The sequence below is a fragment of the Pseudomonas sp. 1176_21 genome (assembly GCF_052850635.1).
This window is the reverse complement of the sequence record NZ_VXCV01000003.1, coordinates 489455-501456: the sequence shown is the minus strand read 5'-3', so window position 1 is coordinate 501456 and position 12002 is coordinate 489455. Positions and strand designations below refer to the sequence as shown.

At 64.4% G+C, this 12002-nt stretch carries 14 protein-coding genes and 1 riboswitch; of the genes, 6 read left to right on the top strand and 8 right to left on the bottom strand.

Annotated features, from left to right (window positions below):
• Window positions 1–36 precede the first annotated feature (36 nt).
• Window positions 37–258, bottom strand: a riboswitch (cobalamin riboswitch).
• A gap of 150 nt (window positions 259–408) precedes the next feature.
• Window positions 409–987, top strand: a complete 579-nt coding sequence (locus FW760_RS10455; protein WP_043862542.1) for a hypothetical protein — start codon at window positions 409–411, stop codon at window positions 985–987.
• A gap of 78 nt (window positions 988–1065) precedes the next feature.
• Window positions 1066–2382 (top strand): PQQ-dependent sugar dehydrogenase, encoded by a 1317-nt coding sequence (locus tag FW760_RS10450; protein WP_058541004.1) that lies wholly within the window; start codon window positions 1066–1068, stop codon window positions 2380–2382.
• 65 nt (window positions 2383–2447) lie between these two features.
• On the opposite strand, the gene FW760_RS10445 is transcribed toward FW760_RS10450, so the two are convergent.
• The 6 genes from FW760_RS10445 to FW760_RS10420 form a co-directional block, all read right to left on the bottom strand.
• Complete coding sequence (locus FW760_RS10445) at window positions 2448–2981, bottom strand: C40 family peptidase (RefSeq protein WP_054914695.1); 534 nt, start codon at window positions 2979–2981, stop codon at window positions 2448–2450.
• Between the two features lie 134 nt (window positions 2982–3115).
• Window positions 3116–3748, bottom strand: a complete 633-nt coding sequence (locus FW760_RS10440; protein WP_043862545.1) for a C40 family peptidase — start codon at window positions 3746–3748, stop codon at window positions 3116–3118.
• Window positions 3749–3862: 114 nt separating this feature from the next.
• A complete protein-coding gene (gene hda, locus FW760_RS10435; protein ID WP_043862546.1) occupies window positions 3863–4567 on the bottom strand; it encodes a DnaA regulatory inactivator Hda in 705 nt (234 codons plus the stop codon).
• A 131-nt stretch (window positions 4568–4698) separates the two neighbouring features.
• Window positions 4699–5181: a hypothetical protein gene (locus FW760_RS10430; protein ID WP_446443775.1), complete on the bottom strand. Its 483-nt coding sequence runs from the start codon at window positions 5179–5181 to the stop codon at window positions 4699–4701.
• Window positions 5182–5196: 15 nt separating this feature from the next.
• The gene (locus FW760_RS10425) at window positions 5197–6270 is read right to left on the bottom strand and encodes an AI-2E family transporter (RefSeq protein ID WP_043862548.1); all 1074 of its coding nucleotides are present in this window, start codon (window positions 6268–6270) and stop codon (window positions 5197–5199) included.
• 4 nt (window positions 6271–6274) lie between these two features.
• Window positions 6275–7330: a DUF2066 domain-containing protein gene (locus FW760_RS10420; protein ID WP_446443774.1), complete on the bottom strand. Its 1056-nt coding sequence runs from the start codon at window positions 7328–7330 to the stop codon at window positions 6275–6277.
• 330 nt (window positions 7331–7660) lie between these two features.
• Here FW760_RS10420 and purM point away from each other — a divergent pair, with 330 nt between their 5' ends.
• The 4 genes from purM (at window position 7661) to FW760_RS10400 (ending at window position 10495) form a co-directional block, all read left to right on the top strand.
• A complete protein-coding gene (gene purM / locus FW760_RS10415; RefSeq protein WP_043862550.1) occupies window positions 7661–8719 on the top strand; it encodes a phosphoribosylformylglycinamidine cyclo-ligase in 1059 nt (352 codons plus the stop codon).
• Complete coding sequence (gene purN / locus FW760_RS10410) at window positions 8719–9372, top strand: phosphoribosylglycinamide formyltransferase (RefSeq protein WP_054914698.1); 654 nt, start codon at window positions 8719–8721, stop codon at window positions 9370–9372. Before purM ends, purN begins: the two co-directional genes overlap by 1 nt.
• An 8-nt stretch (window positions 9373–9380) precedes the next feature.
• Window positions 9381–10091: a DUF3108 domain-containing protein gene (locus FW760_RS10405; RefSeq protein WP_043862552.1), complete on the top strand. Its 711-nt coding sequence runs from the start codon at window positions 9381–9383 to the stop codon at window positions 10089–10091.
• A gap of 221 nt (window positions 10092–10312) precedes the next feature.
• Window positions 10313–10495, top strand: a complete 183-nt coding sequence (locus tag FW760_RS10400) for a hypothetical protein (protein ID WP_043862553.1) — start codon at window positions 10313–10315, stop codon at window positions 10493–10495.
• A 64-nt stretch (window positions 10496–10559) separates the two neighbouring features.
• Here the strand turns inward: FW760_RS10400 and FW760_RS10395 are convergent, their stop codons facing one another.
• Together FW760_RS10395 and mazG are read right to left on the bottom strand one after the other, a co-directional pair.
• The gene (locus FW760_RS10395) at window positions 10560–11099 is read right to left on the bottom strand and encodes a DUF2058 domain-containing protein (RefSeq protein WP_043862554.1); all 540 of its coding nucleotides are present in this window, start codon (window positions 11097–11099) and stop codon (window positions 10560–10562) included.
• Window positions 11100–11125: 26 nt separating this feature from the next.
• A complete protein-coding gene (gene mazG, locus FW760_RS10390) occupies window positions 11126–11956 on the bottom strand; it encodes a nucleoside triphosphate pyrophosphohydrolase (RefSeq protein ID WP_043862555.1) in 831 nt (276 codons plus the stop codon).
• Between the last annotated feature and the right edge of the window lie 46 nt (window positions 11957–12002).

Genomic DNA, 12002 nt, shown 5'->3' with positions numbered 1-12002 from the left:
CACTGGCCGGGAGAACCGCGCATCACCCTCCGTGATGCCGTTGATCTGTGACAGGCCGGTCTCCGGGCTCATGGGCGGGTCTGTTCGACCCGGATCGCGCGCCTTCCCGGGCTGTTGCACCCAGTGGCCCTGCGCGATCCCGACTCATTTACCGTTGCGGGGGCAGCGCCGGAATCGCACGTTGCACGTGCCCACCGGCTTCCCTGTTTCACCCTGCCGGCACCTTGGCCGCAGAGCACCTGAAACAAGTCGCGAAGGTTAGAGGGTTGGGCCATGAGCGTCAATCAAAGGCGCTGCGAAGCGGTCTGGATCAATGGCATTTATGTCATCTTGTGTCACACTCACTGCAGTGATATCACATAGCCATTATCCGCACCTCTCCGATCCACAATAACAATGGAGCACGGCATGCAAGGTCTGATCATCAACAACCCGCGTCTGGAGTTCCTGCGCCCCGCCCTGGAACGTTGGGCCGAGTGCCTGGAGCGCTACAACCAGACCCTGGGCGACAGCGACGCCCCCTACTGGCAAGGCGTGCAAAGCAACCTTGGCGTGCTGGGCGCGGCGGCCTGGCAGGCGGAGCTGGTGACCTTGCAGGGTGCGCAGACCAAGAAGCAGCGCGACGAAGGCGAGCGTGCGGCGCACTGCGACCTGGTGATCGCCAGCAAGGAAGAGACCGCCTACCTGCAAGCCACCCAGCGCTGGCCACGGGTCGGCAAGCTCGACCTCACCGATGCCCTGCAGGAGAGCGTCGCCCAGGCTCGCCTGGTGGGCTATGCCAGCCAGCTCAAGGTTGCCGCGCTGTTCGTCAGCCCGTACAAGGCCGGGCAACACGCCAGCCCCGAAGAGCTTCAGGACCTGGTCGACGACCTGCAAAAGCACAATGCATGCGCCATCGCCTGGGTGTTCCCCTATGGCTACCGCAAGCTGCACGACGACGTGGGTCGCTACCACCCCGGCATCGCGCTGCTGCTCAAGCAGGCCTGAGCCCCTGTCGAGGGAACCTCGTCGACGTGCCCGCCTCTACCTTACTGGGCACGGCCAACTTCGCGAGGGACACCGATCATGGGCAACATGCGCATTGCTGTACTGCTGGCACTCACCACCGGGCTGGTGGCCTGCGGCGAGAACGCCCGCCTGGACGTCACCGATGGCACCGGCCCGTCGCCGCGCCTGCCCGAACCGAACAAGACCCTGATCCCCACGGTAAACATCGCGCCGGCCATCGGCTGGCCAGAGGGCGGCAAACCCAAGGCTGCGGCAGGCACCCAGGTGGTGGCCTTCGCCGACAAGCTCGACCACCCGCGCTGGCTGTACGTGCTGCCCAACGGCGACGTGCTGGTGGCCGAGACCAACGCGCCACCCAAGCCCGATGACGGCAAGGGCATCAAGGGCTGGGTGATGGGCAAGGTGATGGGCCGCGCCGGTGCCGGAGTGCCCAGCCCCAACCGCATCACCCTGCTGCGTGACAGCGACAAGGACGGCGTGGCCGACACCCGCACCACCTTCATCGAGGGGCTGAACTCGCCGTTCGGCATGGCCCTGGTGGGCAACGACTTCTATGTGGCCGACACCGATCGGCTGTTGCGCTTCACCTACGAGCCAGGCGCCACCCGCCTGCAGGGCAGCGGCACCAAGGTGGTCGACCTGCCGGGCGGCACGCTCAACCACCACTGGACCAAGAACGTGATCGCCAGCCCCGACGGCAAGAAGCTGTACGTGACCGTGGGCTCCAACAGCAACGTGGCCGAGAACGGCATGGAGCAGGAGAAAGGCCGCGCCGCGATCTGGGAGGTCGACCCGGCCACCGGCAGCCAGCGCCTGTTCGCCACCGGCCTGCGCAACCCCAACGGCCTGGCCTGGGAACCCCATAGCCAGCAGCTGTGGACGGCGGTGAACGAACGTGACGAGATCGGCAGCGACCTGGTGCCGGACTACATCACGTCGGTGAAGGACGGCGCCTTCTATGGCTGGCCCTACAGCTATTACGGGCAGCATGTGGATGAACGCGTACAACCGCAGGATGCAAAGCTGGTGGCCAGCGCGATTGCGCCGGACTATGCGGTGGGGCCGCACACCGCCTCGCTGGGGCTGGCGTTTACCGTGCCGAACGCCTTGCCGGCGCCATTCGACCAGGGCGCGTTCATCGGCCAGCACGGCTCATGGAACCGCAAGCCGCACAGTGGCTACAAGGTGATCTTCGTGCCGTTCAGCACGGCAGGCAAACCGTCGGGCAAGCCCATTGATCTGCTGACCGGGTTTCTCGACGAGGACGGCAAGGCCATGGGGCGCCCAGTCGGTGTGGTGAACGATCAGCGTGGCGGGGTGCTGGTGGCCGACGATGTGGGCAATGTGATCTGGCGGGTAAGCAAGGCGCAGTAGCACTGCGCTGACGTGTTCGCCGGCAAGGTCGGCTCCTGCTGGAGCCGGCTTTGCAGGCCACGCTGTCAGGGATTGCGCGCCAGGTGCGCCGGCTGCAGCACGCGCTTGGCGTTGAGGTAGGTCTTCTGCCAGTAGCTGTTGGACAGGTAGTCCAGGCGCACCGTACCGCCCGTTGACGGTGCATGCACGAAACGCCCCTCGCCCACGTAGATACCGGCATGGCTTACCTGGGTGCCGCCATTGGTGGCGAAGAACACCAGGTCGCCCGACTGCAACGCACCCTTGTCGATGTCCGGGGCACGAATGCCGATCATCTCGCGGGTTGAGCGCGGCAGGGCGATACCCGCCGCGTCCCGGTACACGTAGCCAATCAGCCCGCTGCAATCGAACCCCGAGTCCGGGGTATTGCCGCCCCAGCGGTAAGGCGTGCCCACCAGGCCCAGGGCCCGGAACAGCACATCCTCGGCCACTGGCGAGAAATACACCTGGGGCGCCATCACCTTCGGCTCGACCACCTGAGGTTTCTGCGGGGCATGGCTGGAGCAGGCACCCAGCAGGGCCGCCAGGGAAAGTACAGCAACGCGCGCGAGTATCGACATAGTCAGAACATCCTGTCTGAAGCCGCCCGACCCCAAGTCGGAAATAGGTGAGAAATTAGATTAGACGTTTTCTGTAAACACGCACGGCGGCGAGCTTTTCAGCTACGCCGCCGTGCGGGACATCACGCGCAGACTCAGTTACGCGACAGGGTAGTCGGTGCCATGGCCAGCGCGCGCTTGGCTTCGATGAAGGTCTTGCTCCAGTAGCGGTCACCGAGATTGTCGATGCGCACGCCACCGCTGCGGCGGCTGCTGGAGTGGATGAACTGATCGTCGCCCAGATAGATGCCGGCGTGGCTGACGCGGCCGCGACCATTGGTGCTGAAGAACAGCAGGTCGCCTGGCTTGAGCTTGTTGCGCGCAACCAGCGGGGCTTTCACGTTGATCATTTCGCGGGTGGAGCGCGGCAGGTTCATGCCGGCCTCTTCGCGGAACAGGTAGCCGATGAAGCCGCTGCAGTCGAAGCCGGATTTCTCCGAGGTGCCGCCGAAACGGTAGCGGGTACCGATCAGGGACATGCCACGTTCGAGAATGTTGTCGGCCAGGGCTGGCAGTTCGTAGGGCTTGGTGCTGGAGGAGAACGCTTCCAGGTCCTGCTCGGTGGCCAGCTCTTCTTCGAACACCGACGCGGCGGTGGAAGGCTTGGCGGCAGCCTGGGCAGCAACTGGAGCGGGAGCCTGCTGGTGGGTGACGGGACCGGTGGTCGCGCAGCCGAACAGCAAGGTCACAAGTGCGAGGGGCACGAGGGGTGCGAAGCGATTTAGCATGGGCACGACCGTGGCTTGAATTTGATGAAGCCGAGACTATGCCTTCTATCGGATCGATTTGCAAATTCAATCGAAAAAAATGTGACTTTTATGTGCCGAGGCTCTGGGCCGGCCCTACCAGCCCAATGTCTCTTTCAAAAACGGGATGGTCAGCTTGCGCTGCGCCTGCAGTGAAGCCTGGTCGAGGCGTTCGAGCAGGTCGAACAGTGCGCTCATGCTGCGCGTGCCTCGGGTCAGGATGAAATGCCCGACTTCGTCGGTGAGGTGCAGGCCCCGGCGCGAGGCGCGCAATTGCAGGGCACGCAGCTTGTCTTCATCCGACAGGGCGCGCATCTGGAAGATCAGCGCCAGGGTCAGGCGCGACTTCAGGTCGGCCAGCTTGATCGGCAATTCCCGTGGGGAGCTGGACGCTGCCAGCAGCAAGCGGCGGCCGCTGTCGCGCAGGCGGTTGAACAGGTGGAACATGGCCTCTTCCCAGTCCGGCTTGCCGGCAATCACATGCAGGTCGTCCAGGCACACCAGTTCGTACTGTTCCAGGTTGTCGAGCAGTTCCACGCCGCGATCGAGCAGTTGCGCCAGAGGCAGGTACACCGCAGGCTCGCCCAGTTGCTCGAAGCGCAGGCACGCGGCCTGCAGCAGGTGGGTACGCCCTACGCCCTGCTTGCCCCACAGGTAGATCAGGCTTTCGGTCCAGCCGGCGTCGGCTTCGCAGAGTCGCTCGACGTAGCCCAATGCGGCGGCGTTGGCACCCGGATAGTAGTTGATGAAGGTGGCGTCATCACGCAGACGCACACCCAGGGGCAACTGGATCGGTTTCATGCTGGCTGGGCAGTCCCGAGGAACCGCAAGGGGCCTTTGGTGAAAAGTCCGCAAAGTCTATACCCGTGACGCCAACCGCACAATGCGTTAGCAAAATCAAAGGCTTGCGCGGCATATGGGGCAGGCATGGGTCAATCCTCCAGCAGTTCCTCTGCACTCAGGCGAAACAGCTCCACGGTGTTGATGCTCGCCCCTTCGAGCGAGCCTTCCTTATCCAGTACCTGGTTGGCCGCGTTCATCTCCGAACTGCGCCCGGCAACGCGCTGGAAGGTGCTGCGCGGTAGTGCGGCGCTCCAGCCATTCTCGAAGGTGTTGTAGGCCAGGGTCAGCGCCGCGGTGAAGTAGTGCTGATTGGCGACCGGGATCCGCACCGCATTGTCGTCCTGGTCATAGGCCGTGAAATGACTGGGCAGCGCCTTGAGCCCCAGACGCTTGAGCACCACCCAGGAAAATGCCGAGGGTACGAACATCGTGAGCTTCTCGGCCCCGTGCCGCGAGTAGCCCTGCTGCTGCAGGGCCGCTGCCACCTCATCCTCGTCGAGGTCATCGGCCAGCAGCGGCAATGCATCCATCACGCCTGCCAATGCACAGGCGTGGTCGGTTTCATGTTCCATCACTCAGGGTGTCCTTCAAAGGTCCGGGTCGATTTCACCAGCATACATGTCCGACTCTTTATAGAGGTCGTGCATGTGCCGCAGCAACACCATGATCACCGCCGCCACCGGCAGCGCCAGCAGCACCCCGGTGAACCCGAACAGCTCGCCGCCGGCCAGGATCGCGAAGATCACCGCCACCGGGTGCAGACCGATGCGGTCGCCCACCAGCAACGGCGTGAGCACCATGCCTTCAAGCGCCTGGCCCACCATGAACACCGCGACGATGCCCAGCATCGGGTACAGGTCGCCGCCGAACTGGAACATGCCGGCGATCAATGCCGCGCCGATGCCGATGATGAAACCCATGTACGGCACGATGGCCGCAAGCCCGGCCATGATACCGATCAGCAGGCCCAGTTCGAGGCCCACCAGCATCAACCCGGCGGCGTAGATCACCCCCAGCGCCAGCATCACCAGCAACTGCCCGCGCACGAACGCACCGAGCACCTCGTGGCATTCCAGGGCCAGCGACACCACCTGCTCTTCGCGCTGGCGCGGCAACAGGCGGCGCAGCTTGGCCATCATCAGGTCCCAGTCGCGCAGCAGGTAGAAGCCCACCACCGGGATCAGCACCATGTTGGCCAACCAGCCGATCAGCGCCAGCCCGGACGCGGTAGCCTGGCTGAGCACGATGCCGACGATGTCGGTGGTCTGGCCCATGTGCTCGCTGATCGCCGACTTGATCTTGTCGAACTTCCAAAAGCCATCGGCCAGCCCCAGGCGCGTCTGCACCCACGGCAGCGCCACGTGCTGCAACCAGTCGAGCATCTGTGGTGCCAGCTCGTACAGGCGCACCAACTGCTTGGCCAGCATCGGGATCAGCACCAGCAGCATCGCCATGAACACCAGGGTGAACAGGGCGAACACCACCACCACGCCCCAGGTGCGTGACAGCCCGGCGCGCTCCAGCCGGTCCACCAGCGGGTCGGCCAGGTACGCCAGGCCGATACCTATAAGGAAGGGCGAGAGGATCCCGTGCAAGAAGTACAGCAGCGTGCCGATTACCAGCACTCCCAACACCCATACCCAACGGCGTGTATCCATCATTCAGTCACGCTCCCTGCCAACGAAACCGCAAACCGGTGAACGGTGCGGGCGCAGCCACCTGGGCCTCGCCTGGGGCTGCGGGTGCGACCGGCGCAGGGGCGGCGGCCTCTGCCGGCACCTCCTGCAGCCTGGCCAGGCCCAGTTGCGCACGCACCTGTTCGGGGGTGCCGCTGACGGTGTAGGTCAGGGTATCGCCGTCCACATAGGTCAGGCGCCCGCCCAGCGGCTCAAGGGTCTGCAAAAGCTGCGCATAGCGCTCCAGGGTCATGCCCTGCACCTGTATCTGGTTTTCGCCACCGGTGCCCGGCCGCGCGACAAAGCGCGGCGCCAGGCGCGTGCTGACGGCCAGCATCACCGCGTCGGCCAGGGCGGCCTGATCGGCGCCTTCGACCTTGCCCTGCTCACGCTGGTCGCCCAGCCACAGGCGCCAGGTGCCCTGCCATTTGCCCTCGCCCTCGGTGGCATGCACCGCCAGCAACGCATCGGCCGCGTAGCGCTCGGAGGCCTCGCGCAGGGGCGCGGGGTCGGTGCCTTCGAGGTTCTTGGCAGTGGCCACCAGTTGCTCGTTCAGGTCGCCCATGGGCAGGCGCAGCGGCAAGCCACGGTGTTGCGCGGCGCGGCGCAGCGGTTCAGCGCTGCTCTGGCCATCGCCCACCAGGCTCGAACCGCCCACGCTGTCGTTCAACCACCAGCCGAGGATGGCCGGCCGGTTGCTGCCCCACAGGGCCAGCCCGGCCTGGCGCAGCGCCCGGTCGGTGCTGCCGGGGTCGAAATCCACCAGCACGGTTTCCGGCGGGCCGGCCTCGAAACCGAACTGGCTGATGATTTGCTGCGGGTCCTTGCGTAGCCCTGCCAGGCCCGCACTCTGCGGCGCCTTGGGGTCGCCCGTGAGGCGCACCACCAGGGTACTCAGGGCATTCTGGGTGGCCTGGGCGCGGGGTTCGGTGCCCTCGCCGCTGACCGGCTCGCGCACCTGATAAAGGCCAGTGAGGGTTTCGGCCTGAACGCTCAGGCCAAACAGGGCAAGGCAGCCAACGGCCAGGTATGAACGCAAACGCATGGAGGATTCCTGTCCAGGTAAATAGAAAGCGCGGTCAGTGAAAAGTGAAGCTCTGACCACCCCCGCGGGTAAAACATTCAGCCCTGCGGTCAAATTTCATTACCTATACCTTATACAGCCCATGGCGCGGCAACCAGCGGCCATACCGAATCAATGTTTTTATGTCGAATGAGGCCCTGCCCGTCGGCCTGAGGATGGCCGCTACCGGGTAACCCTGATAAAATCGCGCGCCTTCGCAGACCGGCGACGCTCAGGCAGCAGGAAAACCCTCGCAATGCCTGGCAGGTGCCGGTCGATTCCCCCGAATCCCTCCCCCTAAAGGCCTGGATCATGAGCAAGCAACCCTCCCTGAGCTACAAGGACGCCGGTGTAGACATCGACGCCGGTGAAGCATTGGTCGAACGCATCAAAGGCGTCGCCAAGCGCACGGCGCGCCCGGAAGTCATGGGCGGCCTGGGGGGCTTCGGCGCCCTCTGCGAAATTCCGGCCGGCTACAAGCAGCCGGTGCTGGTTTCGGGCACCGACGGCGTGGGCACCAAGCTGCGCCTGGCACTGAACCTGAACAAGCACGACACCATCGGCCAGGACCTGGTCGCCATGTGCGTCAACGACCTGGTGGTGTGCGGCGCCGAGCCGCTGTTCTTCCTCGACTACTACGCCACCGGCAAGCTCAACGTCGACACCGCGGCTGACGTGGTCACCGGCATCGGCGCCGGCTGCGAACTGGCAGGCTGCTCGCTGGTAGGCGGCGAAACCGCTGAAATGCCGGGCATGTACGAAGGCGAAGACTACGACCTGGCCGGCTTCTGCGTCGGCGTGGTGGAAAAGGCCGAGATCATCGACGGCTCCAAGGTGGCTGCCGGTGACGCCCTGATCGCCCTGCCATCGTCGGGCCCGCACTCCAACGGTTACTCGCTGATCCGCAAGATCATCGAAGTGGCCGGCGCCGACATCCAGAACGTCCAGCTCGACGGCAAGCCGCTGACCGAACTGCTGATGGCCCCGACCCGCATCTACGTCAAGCCGCTGCTCAAGCTGATCAAGGACACCGGCGCGGTCAAGGCCATGGCCCACATCACCGGTGGCGGCCTGCTCGACAACATCCCGCGCGTGCTGCCAAAAGGCGCCCAGGCCGTGGTCGACGTGGCCAGCTGGCAGCGCCCGGCGGTATTCGACTGGCTGCAGCAGCAGGGCAACGTCGACGAGACCGAAATGCACCGCGTACTCAACTGCGGCGTGGGCATGGTGATCTGCGTGGGTCAGGATCAGGTCGACAACGCCCTGAACGTGTTGCGCGAAGCCGGCGAGCAGCCTTGGGTGATCGGCCAGATCGCCACCGCTGCCGAAGGCGCCGCCCAGGTCGAGCTGAAGAACCTCAAGGCGCACTGATGCCGAGCACGTCTTGTGATGTAGTGGTGCTGCTTTCCGGCACCGGCAGCAACCTGCAGGCCCTGATCGACAGTACCCGCACCGGCGACAGCCCGGTGCGGATCCGCGCGGTGATCTCCAACCGCGCCGATGCCTACGGCCTGCAGCGCGCCCGCGATGCGGGCATCGACACCGCCGTGCTCGACCACAAGGCCTTCGACGGCCGCGAGGCCTTCGACGCGGCGCTGGTCGAGCTGATCGACGGCTTTGCCCCGCAGCTGGTGGTGCTGGCCGGCTTCATGCGTATCCTCAGTGCCGGTTTCGTGCGCCATTACCACGGCCGCCTGCTCAATATCCACCCTTCCCTGCTGCCCAAGTACAAGGGCCTGCATACCCACCAGCGGGCGCTGGAAGCCGGGGATGCCGAGCATGGCTGCAGTGTGCACTTCGTCACCGAGGAACTCGATGGCGGGCCACTGGTCGTACAGGCTGTGATACCGGTAGTCTCGGATGACACGCCGGCGCAACTGGCCCAGAGGGTTCACAGCCAGGAACACCTGATTTATCCGCTGGCGGTGCGCTGGTTCGCCGAAGGCCGTTTGCGCCTTGGCGAGCACGGTGCTCTACTGGATGGCCAGCCCTTGGCGGCCAGCGGCCACTTGATTCGACCCTAGGAGATTTTATGCGTCGTGCCCTGCTCTTCGCACTTGCCGTGCTTGCACTGCCGCTTCAGGCAGCCGATCTGAAGCCTTTTTCGGCCAGCTACACCGCCGACTGGAAGCAACTGCCCATGAGCGGCACCGCCGAGCGCAGCCTGGCCAAGAACGCCAACGGGACCTGGAGCCTCAACTTCAAGGCCTCGATGATGATTGCCAGCCTGACCGAACAAAGTACCCTGCGCCTGGACAAGGACACCCTGCTCCCGCAGACCTACCACTTCGAACGTGGCGGCCTGGGCAAGGCCAAGAAGGTCGACCTGGACTTCGACTGGTCGAGCAAGAAGATCACCGGCTCCGACCGTGGCGACGCGGTCAACCTGCCGCTCAACCGCGGCGTGCTGGACAAGTCGTCCTACCAGCTGGCCCTGCAGCATGACGTGGCAGCCGGCAAGAAGAGCATGACCTACCAGGTGGTGGATGGCGACGAGATCGACACCTACGACTTCCGCGTGCTGGGTACCGAGAAGGTCAGCACCAAGACCGGCCAGGTCGATGCGATCAAGGTCGAGCGCGTGCGCGACCCGAGCCAGAGCAAGCGCGTCACCGAGCTGTGGTTCGCCAAGGACTGGGACTACCTGCTGGTGCAACTGCGCCAGGTCGAGACCGACGGCAAGGAGTACGTGATCGTGCTGCAGGACGGCACGGTCGACGGCAAGTCGGTCAAGGGCAGCTGACAGGCCGCTAGCGTGCATTACCCGAAACCCCGCCTTGTGCGGGGTTTTGTTTTTGTGGCGTGGCCCTCCCTGCAGACACCAGCCTTGCTGGCGAAGGAGTCGCCTCGACCGTGCGGCATGAAAGATGTTTCATGCGCCAAGCATTTACTTAGGCTGCTAACAAATTCTATAAAAGAGACCTGCGACACGGTGCCGCAGTTAACTGGATTTGGAGTTAGCAGATGACTGTCAAAGTAACTGAGCGCGATGAATCGAAACTGTCCCACGAAGGCCTGGCCGCAGGCGTGCGTATCTGGGATGTGCATCAGCAGGACCAGCTGGTCGGCATGTTCCACAACGAACAGGAAGCCCACAGCTACCGGATCGAACTGGAGTACCTCGAAGCCAAGCGCCAACCCCAGTAATTCCCCGTCTTCAGAAACAGCAAACCCCGCCGAGGCGGGGTTTGTCGTGTCTAGCCCAGCAGGCTTACCACATCAGGTCATCCGGGATGACGTAGGCGGCGTACGGGTCGTCCGCATCCGGCGCTTCGACCTGGGTGTTGAGCAGCACGATGCGCTGCGGGTCGCGCTCCTGGATCTTCAGCGCGGCCTCGCGCGGGATCACCTCGTAGCCACCGCCATGCTGCACGATCGCCAGCGAGCCGCTGCTCAGCTTGCTGCGCATCAACGCGTTGACCGACAGGCGCTTGACCTTCTTGTCGTCGACGAAGTTGTAGTAGTCCTCGGTGGTCAGCTTGGGCAGGCGCGACACCTCGATCAACTGCTTGACCTGGGCGGCACGGGCCTTCTGCTCGGCCTTTTCCTGCTGCTGGCGGTTGAGCTCCTGGTCACGCTTGGCCTTCTCGGCCATGGCTTCCTTGGCCAGGCGCTGCTGGGTGTCGTCGACTTCGACCTGGCCTTTGTGCTCCAGGCGTTTCTGTTTCTTCTGTTCTTTGCTGACCTGCTTGACCTGCTTCTGGTTGACCAGGCCGGCTTTGAGCAGTTGGTCACGAAGGGAAAGGCTCATCGGTGTTCACTCACTTATGCAACAGCTCAGCCGCAGCTGGGCAGGTTCTTTTCCTGACGTTTGGCTTCGCCCCAGAGCGCGTCCAAGTCTTCGAGGGTGCAATCTTCAATCGGACGCCCCATGTCGCGCAATGCCTGTTCGATAAAACGGAAACGTCGTTCGAACTTGCGATTGGCACCACGCAGGGCGTTTTCCGGGTCCAGCTTGAGGTGACGGGCCAGGTTGACGGTGGCGAACAGCAAATCGCCCACCTCGTCGGCCAGCGCCGCCGGGTCGTTGTCGGCCATGGCCTGGAGTACTTCGTCCAGCTCCTCGCGCACCTTGTCCAGCACCGGCAACGGGTCGTCCCAGTCGAATCCGACCTGGGCCGCACGCTTTTGCAGTTTGGCCGCACGCGACAGGGCCGGCAAGGCCGCCGGCACGTCGTCGAGCAGCGACAGTTGTTCGGGCTCGCCCTTTTCGGCGCGCTCCTGGGCCTTGATCTCTTCCCAGCGCTGCTTGACCTGTTCTTCATCGAGCCGTGGCAGGTCCAGCGGCGCATGGAGCTCGCCGGTGGGGAATACGTGCGGGTGGCGACGGATCAGCTTGCGGGTGATGCTGTCGATCACCCCGGCGAATTCGAAACGGCCCTCTTCACGGGCCAGCTGGGCGTAATACACCACCTGGAACAGCAGGTCGCCCAGTTCGCCCTGCAAGTGTTCGAAGTCGCTGCGCTCGATGGCGTCGGCCACCTCGTAGGCTTCTTCGAGGGTGTGCGGGATGATCGTGGCGTAGGTCTGCCTGAGGTCCCACGGGCAGCCGTACTGCGGGTCGCGCAGGCGGGCCATGAGGTGGAGCAGGTCGTCTAGGGTGTACATCGTGTGCTCTCTGTTCGGCAGGTCTGGCCTCATCGCGGGTCAAGCC

Excerpts from the sequence above, each read along its gene's own strand:
- FW760_RS10455 (WP_043862542.1), top strand. The coding sequence starts at position 409 with ATGCAAGGTCTGATCATCAACAACCCGCGTCTGGAGTTCCTGCGCCCC.
- purN (WP_054914698.1), top strand. The coding sequence starts at position 8,719 with ATGCCGAGCACGTCTTGTGATGTAGTGGTGCTGCTTTCCGGCACCGGC.
- purM (WP_043862550.1), top strand. The coding sequence starts at position 7,661 with ATGAGCAAGCAACCCTCCCTGAGCTACAAGGACGCCGGTGTAGACATC.
- FW760_RS10450 (WP_058541004.1), top strand. The coding sequence starts at position 1,066 with ATGGGCAACATGCGCATTGCTGTACTGCTGGCACTCACCACCGGGCTG.
- FW760_RS10405 (WP_043862552.1), top strand. The coding sequence starts at position 9,381 with ATGCGTCGTGCCCTGCTCTTCGCACTTGCCGTGCTTGCACTGCCGCTT.
- hda (WP_043862546.1), bottom strand. The coding sequence starts at position 4,567 with ATGAAACCGATCCAGTTGCCCCTGGGTGTGCGTCTGCGTGATGACGCC.
- FW760_RS10430 (WP_446443775.1), bottom strand. The coding sequence starts at position 5,181 with ATGGAACATGAAACCGACCACGCCTGTGCATTGGCAGGCGTGATGGAT.
- FW760_RS10420 (WP_446443774.1), bottom strand. The coding sequence starts at position 7,330 with ATGCGTTTGCGTTCATACCTGGCCGTTGGCTGCCTTGCCCTGTTTGGC.
- mazG (WP_043862555.1), bottom strand. The coding sequence starts at position 11,956 with ATGTACACCCTAGACGACCTGCTCCACCTCATGGCCCGCCTGCGCGAC.
- FW760_RS10445 (WP_054914695.1), bottom strand. The coding sequence starts at position 2,981 with ATGTCGATACTCGCGCGCGTTGCTGTACTTTCCCTGGCGGCCCTGCTG.
- FW760_RS10440 (WP_043862545.1), bottom strand. The coding sequence starts at position 3,748 with ATGCTAAATCGCTTCGCACCCCTCGTGCCCCTCGCACTTGTGACCTTG.
- FW760_RS10425 (WP_043862548.1), bottom strand. The coding sequence starts at position 6,270 with ATGATGGATACACGCCGTTGGGTATGGGTGTTGGGAGTGCTGGTAATC.
- FW760_RS10400 (WP_043862553.1), top strand. The coding sequence starts at position 10,313 with ATGACTGTCAAAGTAACTGAGCGCGATGAATCGAAACTGTCCCACGAA.
- FW760_RS10395 (WP_043862554.1), bottom strand. The coding sequence starts at position 11,099 with ATGAGCCTTTCCCTTCGTGACCAACTGCTCAAAGCCGGCCTGGTCAAC.